Consider the following 13,963-nt stretch of genomic DNA (forward strand, 5'->3'; position numbering starts at 1 on the left):
GACGGCTCGTTGACGGTCCTCCATCAGGGCGGCGCTCTGGGACGCTTCCGCACGCCCGTGGTCTTGCTGGCTCGCGATCTGTGCGCCTTCTCGTTTTTTGAAACGGCGGCCCTGCCTCGAGGCCGACGCGCCCAAGCGGCGAGGCTGTACGCCAAAACCGCATCGCCCTACGTCGTCAGTGTCTCGAACCTCGTCAAGGTCGGAGCCGACTACGGCGTCTGGTGGTGGGATATCGAACGCGTCGCGCCTCTCGTCGGAGCCGTCTTGCCTGGCGGCAAACCTCGACTGCGGCCAGAAACCCTCGCTCAGCCGAAGACCTCAGGCTGGCGAACCGTCAAGCTGGCGGACGGCTACGAGGCGCAGCTTTGGCGAGATCAGGGCCTGGTCGCCTCTGTCTGGTCGCGCGTCCGCTTTGACCCCGCCAGCTGGATCGCTTTCACCCGGCTACAAAGATTGGCACCAGCAGCCGACTCGACGCCGCCTCCGGCCCAAACGCTGCCGATCGCAGGCGACAGCGAAGCCCTGTCGCTGGCCCCTCCGGAGTTGACGAGAGAACAGGCAATCGCCTTGGCCGTGGCGGCGGTTCCCTTCGCGCTCGTGTCGCTCAGCCTCTATCTCGCGGGCCAGACGTTTGCGCTGTCTCGTGAGACGGACGCCTTGCGCCAGGAGACGATGGAAATCCAACAGGCGACCCCCAGGACCGCGGCGGCCGCTGCGCCGGAAGTGGATCGTCAGAAGTTGCAGACTTACGGCCGGATCGAAGCGCGCACGAACCCATTGAGCGCAGTCGGCGCAGCGATCGGAGTGGTCGCAATCCATGACCTGACGCCGACCGCCGTGGACGCCGGCGAAGACACCCTTTCGCTCACTCTGCCCTACGCATCGGTGTCTAAGGCTGCGGAACTGATCGCCGAGTTCGAAGAATCCGGCTATTTTTTCGACGTCCGGCCCAGAACGAACGCCGCCAATCAATCCATCATCATCGAGATGAAAGTGCGGGAGGGCGCGCCTCCGTTATCTGCTGGCGCCTGAACTGACAGTTGTCTTCGGTGGATCGCAACGTCATGACGATGCGATCGCCGTTGATCAGGTTGACCGTGGTCGGAGAGCAGATTCCGCCGTCGGCGATCACCCCCGTCCGCGCGCCCGTCAAGGATCGCGACATCGAGACGACGACGGCTTGGCTCGCCGACCTCGCCCAAGCGAGCCATCTGAAGCTGGATGCGAACTGGGGCGATCTGGTTCTCACGATCCTGACGTCGCACGACATCTTGGCGCTGATCGGCGCGCCCGCCGATATGGACGATGCTGTCGCACGCCTCTCGGCCCACCGCACCCAGGCAGAAGAAGCTGAGGCGGAGATCGCCAAGATTCTCACGTTCGACGCGGACTGGTTCGGCACGACCCCGGCCGGCGCCCGCTTCGGCCCGCGCGCGGACTTCGCCACCGTCCTGCCGCGCAAGGCCGATCTGCCGGCGGCCCTGGCTTGGTTCACCGAGAATCTGGACATCCTGCAACGCAGGGAACGGCCCGAGACCCTGGGCGCCCTGGTGCGCGCGACCCAGAAGGCCGGTCTGCGCGGCGAGCTCAGCCACTGGTTGTTCAAACCCGCCTTTTATCAGGAACAGGCCGCCCGGTCAGAGACGCTGCGGGACGCGATCGACGAGGATCTCGAGCTCGATCCCTACCTGGCCTTCCTGGCCCACGGTGACGCGGCCGATGTCTCGCCGCATCCCCTCTTCTCGCCCTTCGCCTATCGCAAGCTCAATCCGGGCGTCGAGATCGGGCCGCGCGGCTGTTTTCATCACTTCATCACCGAGGGCGCCGCAGCCGGCCTGCGCACCTCGGCCTTGTTCGATGACGCCTTCTATCTTTCGCGCCAGCCCCAGGTGCGTCAGGACTTGGCGGCGGGCCGTTATTCCTGCGCCCTGGAACATTTCATCCGCGTCGGCATGAACGCGGGCTACGCGTTCTCGCCCGACTTCGACCGACATTATTATCTTTCGACCAACCCGGACCTGGCCGAGGCCCTGGCCAACGGAGCGATCCCCTCTGCGGAATGGCACTATGTCGAGAGCGGGGCGCGCGAGGGTCGCTCTCCGAACCGGTTCTTCAACGCCGGCTATTACGCACAGCGCTATCCGCACATCCGCGACGACATGGATCGCTACGGGCTCAACAGCACGCTCGAGCATTTCCTGCTCCTGGGCCGCGAGCGGGGGTGGCGCGTCAACCGTCCGCCCGTCAGCCAGGACGTGGACATGGATCAGGCCAAGGCCCTGTTCGAGAAGCGGGGCCGGCGCGCCTATGCCGACGCGCTGTCGGGCGTCTTCGCTTTCGACGAAGCGCCGGTCGCCCCGGCCCTGTCCGTCATCGTGCCGATCTCGGGACAGGCCGATTTCACCGCCGGCTTCTTGAAGAGCGCTCGCTGGGCCGTGGACCATCTGCAGCTGAAGCGGGGCATGGAGACGGAGATCATCATCGTCGACAACGGCAGCCGCGATCACACCGCGCGCCTGCTCGACGCCCTGCCGGGGGTGCGTCGCGTCGAGTTTGATCGCCCGATCGGCTTCCCGGCCGCCGTCAACGCCGGGGTCGCGGCCTCGACGGGCCGGATCATCCTAGTAGCCAACAACGACATCGAGTTCGACGCCGACGCCTTCCTGCGCATGGTCGATGCTCTCGACCACAACCCCGACCTGGGCGTCGTCGGCGCCAAGGTGGTGCTGCCCAACGAGACCCTTCAGGAAGTCGGATCGGTCCTGGACCAGAACGGAGGCTCGCTCGGCTTCGGCCGCGGCCTGGACGCCACGGACTGCCGGGGAGTGCGAACGATCGAGGTCGACTATGCCTCGGGCTGTTTCGTGGGCTTCACTCGCGCCGACTACGACGCCCTGTCCGGCTTCGACGAAGCCTATTCTCCGGGCTATTACGAAGAGGTCGACTTCTCGCTGCGGATGAAGCGCGACCTCGGCAAGCCTACGGTGGTCGATACCGGCCTGGCTGTCACCCACTACGAGCACGCCTCGTTCGCCAAGGGTCGTCCGCAGACGGTCAACGAGCCGCTTATCCTGCGTAACCGCGACCGACTGCGCCAAGAGCACGCCCCCCTATTCGCTGCCCTCCGCAACCGCTCTCAGGCCGACGCCGTGCGACAGGCCCAGAAGGCTGTGTCCGGCCATGCGCGAGTTCTTGTGGTCGAGGACATGGTGCCGACCGGCCTGCTCGGCTCAGGCTTCGGGCGCGAGGAGGAAATCCTCGACATCTTCACCCGGCTGGGCATCGCCTACGACATCGTCGCCCTGAACCCGTCGCCGCGGATCGACGAATTCAAGGACCCATTGGCGCGTCTCTACCGAGGGTGGATGCCGGGCGAGAGCCTTGAGGACGTGCTTCAGGCCCATCCGGCCCGCTATTCCCATATCTGGCTGTGCCGAACCCACAATCTGGGCCGCGCCACGGCGCAGATTCAGCACGCCAGACAGCAGTTTGGCCTGCAGGTGATTTGCGACACCGAAGCCCTGTCCTCGCTGCGTCTGGTCGAACAAATGGCCGTCCAGGGCCGCGCCCAGGCCTCCGACGAGGTTCGGGCCCTGACGGCGATCGAGTTGATGGCTCCGATCGAGGTCGATCTCTGGATCGCGGTCAACCGGCGTGAGCGCGACCTGATCGAGGGCCTCGGCATCGGCGCCGTTCAGGAAATCGGCCATGCGGTCACCGTCGGGCCAGACGCCGACGCCGACGCCGGTTTCGCGGAGCGCAGCCGGATTCTGTTCATCGGCGCCGTGCACGAGCTGTCGAGCCCGAACTATGACGGCCTGGAGTGGTTCCTGAGCGTGATCTACCCCCGACTGGATCCGACGACGCGCCCGCCGCTGACCATCGCCGGCTTCTGGGCCAAGGGGCTGCCCGAAGTGCTCAAGGCGCGCTTCGCGGATTTGGCGATCGATTTCGTCGGATCAGTCTCGGACGCGGAACTGGCTCGGCTTTACGCCGAGAGCCGCATCGCCATCGCGCCGACCCGGTTCGCCGCCGGCATCCCGTGCAAGGTCATCGAAGCCGTCCTGTCGGGCGTGCCCATCGTCATGACCGACCTTCTCGCCACCCAACTTGAAGTCGCTGATGTCGACGGGCTGTCGAAAGCCGACCGGTTCGACAACGGCCGCTCGTTCGCCCGGTGGGTCGAGACCCTCTACACGGACGAAAAAGCCTGGGATCGCCAGCGCGAGCTCCAGACCGAGCACATCGGCAAGCGCTGGTCTCCGGAAAGACTGGAGGCGCAAGTCGTGGCCACCGTCGACTTCCTCGGCATGCGCGCGGGCGACTCCTCGGCCCACGGCGGTCCGACCGTATCCGTCACGCCGTCCACCGCGATTCTTCCTAAACGTGTCGCCAGCAAACGTCGCCGATAGACATCAGGCCGACAATCCGCATATGCCCTAGTGCATAGCCGGCGTATGCCCGGGGAGCGTGCGCAGGAGGAGTGTCCAGTATGAGTGAAGAGCTGTCCGCGCCGACCTGGAATGAGCAGTCAGTGTCCGACATCGCCGGCGGCCAGGCTTCGGCGGTGGCTGCGGCCCCGGACAGGCGGCCGGCTTTCATCCAGGTGGCAGAGGCCGCGCCCGCCCCCCCGCCTGCCCCGCTGGTTTATGTGTCGACGGACCAAAACGACCGCTGGTTCCAGCACATCAACGAGTTGCCAGCGACCGTCCATGCGCTCGGCTGCCATACCCTGCGTGACAGCGCCCTGCATCGTCATGGGATCCTGTTCCACGGCGACACCTTGATCACCGACGAGTCCCATCTGGGCAATGTCAGCCGCGACGAAGCCCGGCTGATGACGGCCGCCGACCGCGAATCAACCTCGGCGATCGCCTTGGAACAGCCGGCCTTGATCTTCCTGGCCGCCGGCTATCGGGTCTACGGGCACTGGCTGGTGGACTTCATTCCGCGCGTCCGTATTGCCAGACAGGCGCTGGGCGGCGACTTCCACGACCATGTAATTCCTGTTCCAGCAACGACGCCCGGCTGGGCCGTCACCCTGCTGTCCCAGCTGTGCGGCGTGTTCGAGGATCAGCTGTTCCGGTACGATCCCGCCACGCACCATATCACCTTCTCCGAGGCGTCGGTCCCGACTTACGGGCACGCGAACTATCATTTCCATCCGCATGTCGCTGCCTACTGGCCGACCATCCCGGCCGATCGCCGCCAGCGCCGCCTGTGCATTTCGCGCCTCAACTTCGAGGGAAAAACCGACGGCGTGCTCAAGAATTTCGCCGATCGCGAACTGTTCGAGCGCTTGGCCACGAACCGGGGGTACGAGCTCGTCTATCCGGAGACCCTGTCGATCCGAGAGCAGATAGACCTGTTCGGTCAGGCCAGCCACGTCATCGGCGAGTACGGCTCGGCCCTGCACAACACCCTGTTCTCTCCCCAGGACGCCGCCGTCGGCGCCATCCGCTGCCCGAATGATGTCCAGCTGAGGATCGCCGCGCTCAAGGGCCAGAAGAGCGTCATCTGCACCCCCGAACAGGACTGGGTCAGCGAAGAGGGCGTTCAATGCTACGCGACCAGCGAAGAAACCCTGGACCAGTTCTTCACCGTCATGGACCAGATCTGATCGCTTCCCTACTGCTCGAGCGTCGGTCGGCTCCACGGGAATAATGCGCTTGCCTGTGTCGGTCCGTTGCCGCTAATCCCAGCGTTCAGACAAGGGGATAACCATGCTGCGCGCTGACGTCATCGGGGGCTTCCTGGCTCTCCACGAGAACCCGACCTATTTGGAAATCGGCGTCGATACGGGCGTGACGTTCCACGCGCTCGAGTGCGCGCGAAAGATCGCGGTCGATCCTCACTTCAAGTTCGTGGCCGGCGAAAGCACCGAGGCCGTCGTCTATCACGAGGTCCCCAGCGACGAATATTTCGGCAGCCTGGTCCGCGACGGCGAGACGTTCCAGGTCATCTACGTCGATGGTCTGCACACGATGGAACAGACGCTGCGCGATCTGCTCAACGCGATTGACCACCTCGCCGACGACGGCGTGATCATCGTCGATGACGTGGTCCCGTCATCCTACAGCGCCAGCCTGCCTTCGCTCACCGACGTCGAGTTCATCCGCACCGTCCTCGGCACCGAAACGGACATGTCCTACATGGGCGACGTCTATCGCGTTGTCTTCTTCGTCCAGACCTTCATGCAGGGCTGGTCCTATGCGACCATCGCCGAGAACCATGGCCAGTTGGTCATGTGGCGCGGCAAGCGCGCGACGGTGCCGGATCGCACGGTGGAAGCCGTCGGCCGCATGGACCTCGTCACCATGTTCCGCGAATACGCCGGGTTCAACCGCAAGCCGCTGGCGGAAATCGTCGCTGAATACAGGGCCGCGAGCGGCCGCTGACCTGAAGGCCTCGACCGCACGGGACGACCCGGCGGCCGAGCCTGTTTTCTACCCGGCCTGATCCAGCAGCTTCTGCAGATACTTGCCGTAGCCGCTCTTGCTCAGCGACTGCGCCGCCTCCTGCAGCTGCCCGCGGCTGATCCACCCGGCATTGAAGGCGATCTCTTCGGGGCAAGCCACCTTCAGGCCCTGGCGCTTTTCCAGAACGTGGACGTACTGGGCCGCTTCCAGCAGCGCTTCGTGCGTCCCGGCGTCGAACCAGGCGAAGCCGCGTCCCAGTTGCTGGACGTTCAGCGTGCCGCGTTCGAGATAGGCCCGGTTCACGTCGGTGATCTCGAGCTCGCCGCGCGCCGACGGCTGGATGCCGGCGGCGATGTCGACCACGTCGGCGTCGTAGAAATAGATGCCGATCACGGCCCAGTTCGACTTGGGCTCCAGGGGCTTCTCTTCGATGCTGTCGGCCTTGCCGGTCTCGTCGAAGCTGACCACGCCGTACCGTTCGGGATCGTCCACGTGATAGGCGAAGACCGTCGCCCCGGTCTCCAGCTTCTCGCGCGCCTCACGCAGGGTCTGCGACAGACCCCCGCCGTAGATGATGTTGTCCCCCAGGATCAGGCACGAGGCGTGGCCGCGAACGAAGTCGGCGCCGATGATATAGGCCTCGGCCAGGCCGTTCGGGTGGGCCTGTTCGGCATAGCTGAGCGAGATGCCCCACTGGCTGCCGTCTCCCAGCGCCCGCTTGAACTGCGGCAGGTCGTGCGGGGTCGAGATGATCAGGATCTCGGTGATCCCGGCCAGCATCAACGTGGTCAGCGGATGATAGATCATCGGCTTGTCGTAGACCGGCAGCAGCTGTTTGGACGTGCACAGCGTCAACGGGTGCAGGCGCGTTCCGCTGCCCCCGGCCAGGATGATCCCTCTCACGTCGCGTCCCCTCTTCTTGTGTCGCGGTCGTATATCTGATCGAGGCAGCGATCGAGCGCCTCACGCCACTCCGGCATCCGCACGCCGTAGACCTGTTCGAGACGGGCCCCGTCCAGCCGCGAATCCGCGGGGCGTCGCACCGGCGTCGGATACTCGGCCGAGCCGATCGGCCGCACCCGGCACGACGGGCCGCCGCGGGCGGCGGAGCCTTCCATGATGGCCGTGGCGAACCCGTACCAGGTCGTCTCGCCCCGGCTGGACGCGTGGAAAACGCCGTAGCGCCCCGCATCCTCGTCGCCTAGCAGCGCCTCGATGATCCGCACCGTCGCCTCGGCCAGGTCGCTAGCGAATGTGGGCCTGCCGTGCTGGTCCGACACCACGCCGATCTCGTCCTTTTCAGCGGCGAGCCGCAGCATGGTCTTGAGGAAGTTCGCCCCGTCCGGGCTGCACACCCAGGACGTTCTCAGGATGACGTGGCGCGGGTTGGCCGCAGCGACCGCCGCCTCCCCCTCCAGCTTGGTGGCGCCATAGACGCCCAGCGGATTGACCGGATCGGTCTCGACATAAGGCGATCCCTTGGACCCGTCGAAGACATAGTCGGTCGAGAAATGGATGAAGGGCGCGCCAATCTCGGCCGCCGCGCGCGCCGCCGCTTCCGGGCCCGTCGCATTCAGCGCCCGGGCCGCCTCGGCCTCGGTCTCCGCCCGATCAACGGCCGTATAGGCCGCCGCATTGACAACGACATCCGCGCCGCTGCCTCGCACGAATTCATAGGCCGCGACCGGATCCGACAGGTCAAGGACCGAACGGCCCGCGACCGTCAGGCGATGCTCGCCCTCCAGACGGCGCCGCAGGGCGGTCGCCACCTGCCCCGTGGCGCCGAGCACGAGCACATGGGTCATCCGGATCAGCCCGTCGCCAGACCGAGGCGTTCGCCCGCATAGACGCCCGCCCTCAGCGGCCGCCACCAGGCTTCGTTTTCCAGATACCAGACGATGGTCTGTTCCAGCCCCTCTTCGAACGACACGGACGGAGTCCAGCCCAGGGCCCGCTCCGCCTTGGAGGCGTCGATCGCATAGCGGCGATCGTGACCGGGGCGGTCCTGAACGAATTTGATCTGTTCGCGGCGCGGCCGGCCGCCGGGGCGCAGGCGGTCCAGGGTGTCGCAGATGATGTGGACGACCTCGAGATTGGTCCGCTCGGCCAGCCCGCCGAAATTGTATTTCTCGCCCGGCGTGCCGGTCTCCAGCGCCGTGGTGATGCCGCGCGCGTGGTCGGCCACGAACAGCCAGTCGCGCACGTTCTGGCCGTCGCCATAGACCGGCAGGTCCCGACCTTCCAGCGCATTCAGGATGACCAGCGGGATCAGCTTCTCGGGGAAGTGATAGGGGCCGTAATTGTTCGAGCAGTTGGTGATCAGGGTCGGCAGGCCATAGGTCTCGTGCCAGGCGCTGACCAGATGGTCCGACGCCGCCTTGCTGGCCGAATAGGGCGAGCGAGGATCATAGGGTGTGCTCTCGGTGAACAGCCCCTCGGCGCCCAGCGAGCCGTACACCTCGTCGGTCGAGACATGCAGGAACCGGAAGTCGGCGCGCCGGTCGGCATCCATCCGGCCCCAGTGCTCGCGGGCGGCCTCCAGCATCACATGGGTGCCGACGATGTTGGTGCGCACGAAATCGGCCGAGCCGGTGATCGACCGGTCCACATGGCTTTCCGCCGCCAGGTGGATGACGCCCTCGGGATCGAAGGAGGCGAACGCCGTCCGCATCGCATCCAGGTCGGCGATATCGGCCTGGACGAAGCTGTAGCGGTCGTCGCCCGCGACGCTCTCAACGTTCGTCGCATTGGCCGCATAGGTCATCGCGTCGACGTTGAGGACGGTCCAGCCCAACTCGGCCACAGCCCTGCGAACGACCGCAGAGCCGATGAAGCCGCAGCCTCCGGTGATCAGAACTCGCATGGAAGACAGCCTCGGCTTCAGTCGAACAGGATGGCGTCATCAAGCCGAGGCAGGGCCTCGTCCTTGGCTGACAGGAAGGGACGCTGAAGCGACAGCGGCCAGTCGATGCCGATCGTCGCATCGTTCCAGACGATGCCGCGATCGTGGGCCGGGCTATAGCCCGCGCTGACCTTGTAGACGACCTCGGTATCCGGCTCCAGCGTCAGGAAGGCGTGGGCGAAGCCGATCGGCACCAGCAGCTGACGGCGGTTCTCGGCGCTCAGTTCGACCCCGACCCACTTCAGGAAGGTCGGGGATCCGCGCCGGATATCGACCGCCACATCCCAGATGCGGCCCCGGATGCAGCGAACCAGCTTGTCCTGGGCGAAGGGCGGCAGCTGATAGTGCAGGCCCCGCAGCGTGCCGGCGTCTTTCGACAGGGACTGGTTGTCCTGGATGAACGACATCCCCACGCCCAGCGGCTCCAGCTCGGACTGGGTGTAGGTTTCCATGAAATAGCCGCGCGCGTCCTCGAACGCCCGGGGCTGGATGATCCGCACATCCGGGATCGCGGTTTCGGTCACCTCGAATTTGGCCACGCAGTCTCCTTCAAACAACCGAGCCGGTTCAACGCGCAGATCGTCAGGGCATGTCAAGCGCGTTGTCGTCCGACCGCAGCGGTCGCGCGCGGGTCAACCTGGGGACGCAACGACGTGGAGCACCACAAACATATTGTCGTTTTGCAGGTCAGACGGGTAATGGAGCACCCTCTGACCACCGGGAATGCCGAAAATGACGAACAAATGCGCAGTGATAACCGGCGTCACCGGTCAGGACGGAGCCTATCTGTCGCAACTACTGCTGAACAAGGGCTATCGGGTCGTCGGCGTCGCCCGCCGGTCCAGCCACTACGGCGTCTCGACCCACCGTCTGGATTGGCTCGGCATCACCAAGGATGTCGAGATCGTCGACGGCGACCTGCTTGATCTCGGCGGCCTCAGCCGCATCGTCCGCAGCGCCCGGCCGGACGAAGTCTACAACCTCGCCGCCCAGTCCTTCGTGAAGACCTCCTGGGACCAGCCGGTCCTGACGTCGCAGGCGACCGGCGTCGGCGCCGTCAACGTGCTGGAAGCCGTGCGCCTGGAGGCGCCGGAGGCGCGCTTCTACCAGGCCTCGTCGTCGGAAATGTACGGCCTGATCCAGGAGCCGATCCAGAGCGAGACCACCCCCTTCTATCCGCGCTCGCCCTATGCCGCCGCCAAGCTGTTCGCCCACTGGATGACGGTGAACTACCGCGAGAGCTTCGGCCTGCACGCCTCGTCGGGCATCCTGTTCAACCACGAAAGCCCGCTGCGCGGTCTGGAGTTCGTGACCCGCAAGGTCACCGACGCCGTCGCCCGCATCAAGCTGGGCCTCGCCACCGAACTGCGCATGGGCAACATGGACGCGACCCGCGACTGGGGTCACGCCAAGGACTACGTCCGCGCCATGTGGCTGATGCTGCAACAGGACAAGGCCGACGACTATGTCGTCGCCACCAACCGCACGGTCAGCGTCCGCGCCTTCGTCGACGCGGCCTTCGCCCACGTCGGCCTGGACCCGGAACAGTATGTCTCCATCGATCCGGCCTTCCTGCGCCCGGCCGAGGTCGAGGTGCTGCACGGTAACGCCGACAAGGCCGCCCGCGCCCTCGGCTGGAAGCCCGAGATCACCCTCGAACAGATGATCGGCGAGATGGTCGAGGCCGATCTGGCGCGCTGGCGGGACCGGGCCTGATCCCAGGTCCGGGTCGCGGGACATGGCGACGATGAAACGGATCATGGTCACCGGCGCCTCCGGGTTCGTCGGCCGACGGCTGACGCCGTTGCTGGCGGCCCTGCCCGGCGTGGAGGCCATGGCCCCCCTGGGCGGCCCCGACCTGCCCGCCGGACAGACGGTCGACATTCTCGACGCCACGGCGGTCGAACAGACCCTGCGCGACTTCGCCCCGACCGACATCGTCCATCTGGCGGCCGCCTCTTCGGTGGCCGGGGCCGGTCAGACGCCCGAGACGGCCTGGGACGTCAATCTGATCGGGGTGCGCAATCTGGCCGCCGCCGCACGCCGGCTGGATGATCCCGTCCGCTTCCTGTTCGCCTCGACGGGCGAGGTCTATGGCCGCGCCTTCCTCGACGGCCCGGTTTCCGAAGACACCCCGCCCCAACCGGCCTCCACCTATGCCCGCACCAAGCTCGCCGCCGAACACCTGCTGGAGGACCTGTCGGGCGACCGACTGAAGGTCACCGTGCTGCGGCTGTTCAACCATACAGGGCCAGGCCAGGACACGCGGTTCGTGGTTCCCGCCTTCGCCGCCCAGATCGCCGCCATCGAGGCGGGTGCCGAGCCGACCGGGGTCGTCCGCGTCGGTAATCTGGAGGCTCGTCGGGACTTTTCCGATGTCGAAGACATCCTCGCTGCCTATGAGGCCGTCGTGCGCGACGACGCCGAGGGGCCGGCCTTCGCGCGCTACAACGTCGGCTCGGGCCAGGTGCGAACTATCCGCAGCATCCTCGACCTCTTGATCGATCAGGCCCGCCGTCCGGTGACGGTGGAGGAGGACCCCGCCCGCCTGCGTCCATCGGAGATCGCGGTGGCCGGAGGCGTCTTCGACCGTTTCGCGCGCCGCTACGGCTGGTCGGCCTCCACCCCGTTCGAGCGGACCGTAACCTCGGTGCTGGACGATCAGCGGGCCTCAATCGGTCCCGCGTCTCCCGCCGGGACGTGAGAGCCCCGGTTCCGAACACGGACGGCCCGGAAAAACACCGGAAAACATTGCCGTTAGTCCGGGTCTGGGGCAATCAGGACGCTGTCGGGGCTCGATGGGAACGGGACCCCACCGCACACAGCCGAGGCGTGGATGAACCGTGGTAAACTAGGCGGCCGGGCCCTGGTGAGGCGCATTGTCAGTCGCTCCGGCGTCGGACAGTTGATCTCCGCCGGCCAGTCGCCCGCGACGCTGCGTCAGCTGGCCGACCAGGCCCGTACACGCCGCGACTGGAACCAGGCCGTCTTCTACCGCCGCCTTCTGTGCGAGAAGGAAGACCATCGCGGCGGCAACTGGATCCAGTACGGCCACGCCCTGAAGGAAGCCGGCTTCCATGCCCGGGCCGAGCAAGCCTATCTGCACGCCCGCGAGCTCCTGCCCGACAACGCCGACCTGTGCCTTCAGCTCGGCCACCTGGCCAAGATCAGGGGCCGGTTCCAGGACGCGCGGATGTGGTTCGAAAGGGCGCTCGAGCTGAAGCACGACCGGGTCGACGAGATCGCTTTCGAGCTCAGCTTGGTCAAGAAGGTCGACACCGGCGTCGTCTATCGCGAGAGCGCCGTACGCTCCGACCCCGTGCCCTTCCGCGTCTTCCTGTCGGCGCCGGGCGGCGGCTTCACCGAGAGCAATCGCGCGGCCATGACCGCCGGCCTCGGCCACGGCGACTATTCCTACGCCTTCGCCATGCGCGGCTTCGTCGACGCGCTGGAGGCCCTCGGCGTCGATCACCTCGTGATCAAACACCCCGAATACATTTCCGACATCCGCGAACGGTCCAACGCGGCCGTGAACATCCATCTCAGCTTCTACCCGCCCGAGCGGATGCGGCTGCTGAAAGGCGCGTACAACGTCAACTGCTTCGCCTGGGAGTTCGACCGCCTGCGTCTGGTGGGCGAGGTCCTGTCCGCGCACGCCTTCGCCGATCAGGCCACCATGCTGGATCTGGCGGACGAGCTGTGGATGCCCTCGGCCCACGGCGTCGCCTCCGTCGCTCCGGCGCTCACCAAACCGATCAAGGTCGTGCCCGCCCCGGTCCTCAAGGACCTCGTGGACGCGCCCCGTCAGGGCCGCGTGAAGCCGCGCGATCTGGAGAAGGGGCTGCGCGCCCTGTCCGACGTCGCCTGGCAGCCCCTGGCGGTCCTGCCGCGCATCCAGCCCCAGGTGAACGAGGGCTCGCAGGCGCGTCAGATGCGGCTCCAGTCGGTCCTGGACACCTACGGTTCCGAGGATCGCACGCCGATCTTCGTCACCATCTTCAACGCCCACGACTACCGCAAACAGATCAAGCCCATGCTCGAGGGCTTCCTGAAGTTTTCGCGCAGCCATCCGGGCGCGATCCTCCTGTGCAAGATGACGACCGTCGACAAACACGCCACCGTCAACGAGATCCTGCTTCGCGAACAGCTGATAGAGGCCGACACCCTCCTGCCGCCGATGATCAGCGAGCGGGTATGGATCACGCGTCAGGTGCTGACCCGCCCGGAGATGAACGCTTTGTTCGACGTCGCCGACCACTATGTCTGCACCTCCCACGCCGAGGGGCAGAACCTGCCCCTGATCGAGGCCATGGGCCGCGGCGTTGTGCCGGTCTCGGTCGCCGGCACGGCCATGGACGAATACATCAGTGAAGACACGGCCGTGGTCGTCGAGACCGAGCGCCGTCCGTTCAGTCCGCGCCTGACCGCCCGCTACGGCCTCTATGGGCTGGAGACCTACTTCACCTCCGCCGACCGCGTGCAGCGCGCCCTGAACCGCGCCGTGGATCTCAGCGACGAGGACTACGCCGCCCGCTCGGCCGCCGCCTGGGCGATGGTCAAGAGCCACTACGGTCTGGAGCGCTTCAAGGCGGCGTTCGACGAGCTGACCGCCAAACTCCTCTCGCCTGCCAAGGAGGCCTGA

General features: G+C 66.3%; 11 protein-coding genes. 7 read left to right on the forward strand and 4 right to left on the reverse strand.

Translation table 11 applies throughout. The features are described from left to right. Window positions 1-9: 9 nt before the first annotated feature. The 4 genes from O5O43_RS12705 (at window position 10) to O5O43_RS12720 (ending at window position 6,398) form a co-directional block, all read left to right on the forward strand. The gene (locus O5O43_RS12705; RefSeq protein ID WP_271084259.1) at window positions 10-1,032 is read left to right on the forward strand and encodes a hypothetical protein; all 1,023 of its coding nucleotides are present in this window, start codon (window positions 10-12) and stop codon (window positions 1,030-1,032) included. Between the two features lie 32 nt (window positions 1,033-1,064). Further along, complete coding sequence (locus tag O5O43_RS12710) at window positions 1,065-4,412, forward strand: glycosyltransferase (protein ID WP_271084260.1); 3,348 nt, start codon at window positions 1,065-1,067, stop codon at window positions 4,410-4,412. A gap of 122 nt (window positions 4,413-4,534) precedes the next feature. After that, window positions 4,535-5,620 carry a glycosyltransferase 61 family protein gene (locus O5O43_RS12715; protein ID WP_271084261.1) on the forward strand — a complete coding sequence of 362 codons (1,086 nt, stop codon included), beginning with the start codon at window positions 4,535-4,537 and terminating at the stop codon, window positions 5,618-5,620. 103 nt (window positions 5,621-5,723) lie between these two features. Beyond that, window positions 5,724-6,398, forward strand: a complete 675-nt coding sequence (locus O5O43_RS12720) for a class I SAM-dependent methyltransferase (RefSeq protein WP_271084262.1) — start codon at window positions 5,724-5,726, stop codon at window positions 6,396-6,398. 48 nt (window positions 6,399-6,446) lie between these two features. Here O5O43_RS12720 and rfbA read toward each other — a convergent pair whose 3' ends face one another. From rfbA to rfbC, 4 genes are read right to left on the reverse strand one after another with little or no spacing between them, the layout of a single operon-like run. Beyond that, window positions 6,447-7,322: a glucose-1-phosphate thymidylyltransferase RfbA gene (gene rfbA, locus O5O43_RS12725; protein WP_271084263.1), complete on the reverse strand. Its 876-nt coding sequence runs from the start codon at window positions 7,320-7,322 to the stop codon at window positions 6,447-6,449. Beyond that, window positions 7,319-8,224 carry a dTDP-4-dehydrorhamnose reductase gene (gene rfbD, locus O5O43_RS12730; protein ID WP_271084264.1) on the reverse strand — a complete coding sequence of 302 codons (906 nt, stop codon included), beginning with the start codon at window positions 8,222-8,224 and terminating at the stop codon, window positions 7,319-7,321. Before rfbD ends, rfbA begins: the two co-directional genes overlap by 4 nt. A 5-nt stretch (window positions 8,225-8,229) precedes the next feature. Beyond that, window positions 8,230-9,282 (reverse strand): dTDP-glucose 4,6-dehydratase, encoded by a 1,053-nt coding sequence (gene rfbB, locus O5O43_RS12735; protein WP_271084265.1) that lies wholly within the window; start codon window positions 9,280-9,282, stop codon window positions 8,230-8,232. A 17-nt stretch (window positions 9,283-9,299) separates the two neighbouring features. After that, on the reverse strand, window positions 9,300-9,860 hold the full coding sequence (gene rfbC, locus O5O43_RS12740; RefSeq protein ID WP_271084266.1) for a dTDP-4-dehydrorhamnose 3,5-epimerase: 561 nt from the start codon (window positions 9,858-9,860) through the stop codon (window positions 9,300-9,302). A gap of 184 nt (window positions 9,861-10,044) precedes the next feature. Between rfbC and O5O43_RS12745 the strand changes: the two genes are divergently transcribed. The 3 genes from O5O43_RS12745 (at window position 10,045) to O5O43_RS12755 (ending at window position 13,963) form a co-directional block, all read left to right on the forward strand. After that, window positions 10,045-11,037, forward strand: a complete 993-nt coding sequence (locus O5O43_RS12745) for a GDP-mannose 4,6-dehydratase (RefSeq protein ID WP_271084267.1) — start codon at window positions 10,045-10,047, stop codon at window positions 11,035-11,037. Window positions 11,038-11,059: 22 nt separating this feature from the next. Beyond that, window positions 11,060-12,025: a GDP-mannose 4,6-dehydratase gene (locus O5O43_RS12750; protein ID WP_271084268.1), complete on the forward strand. Its 966-nt coding sequence runs from the start codon at window positions 11,060-11,062 to the stop codon at window positions 12,023-12,025. A 165-nt stretch (window positions 12,026-12,190) separates the two neighbouring features. Further along, window positions 12,191-13,963 carry a hypothetical protein gene (locus O5O43_RS12755; RefSeq protein WP_271084269.1) on the forward strand — a complete coding sequence of 591 codons (1,773 nt, stop codon included), beginning with the start codon at window positions 12,191-12,193 and terminating at the stop codon, window positions 13,961-13,963.

It is taken from the genome of Brevundimonas sp. NIBR11 (genome assembly GCF_027912535.1).
Lineage (GTDB): Bacteria > Pseudomonadota > Alphaproteobacteria > Caulobacterales > Caulobacteraceae > Brevundimonas.

Coding starts and splice junctions, on each gene's coding strand:
- O5O43_RS12710 (WP_271084260.1), top strand. CDS start 1,065: ATGACGATGCGATCGCCGTTGATCAGGTTGACCGTGGTCGGAGAGCAG.
- O5O43_RS12720 (WP_271084262.1), top strand. CDS start 5,724: ATGCTGCGCGCTGACGTCATCGGGGGCTTCCTGGCTCTCCACGAGAAC.
- rfbD (WP_271084264.1), bottom strand. CDS start 8,224: ATGACCCATGTGCTCGTGCTCGGCGCCACGGGGCAGGTGGCGACCGCC.
- rfbB (WP_271084265.1), bottom strand. CDS start 9,282: ATGCGAGTTCTGATCACCGGAGGCTGCGGCTTCATCGGCTCTGCGGTC.
- O5O43_RS12745 (WP_271084267.1), top strand. CDS start 10,045: ATGCCGAAAATGACGAACAAATGCGCAGTGATAACCGGCGTCACCGGT.
- O5O43_RS12750 (WP_271084268.1), top strand. CDS start 11,060: ATGGCGACGATGAAACGGATCATGGTCACCGGCGCCTCCGGGTTCGTC.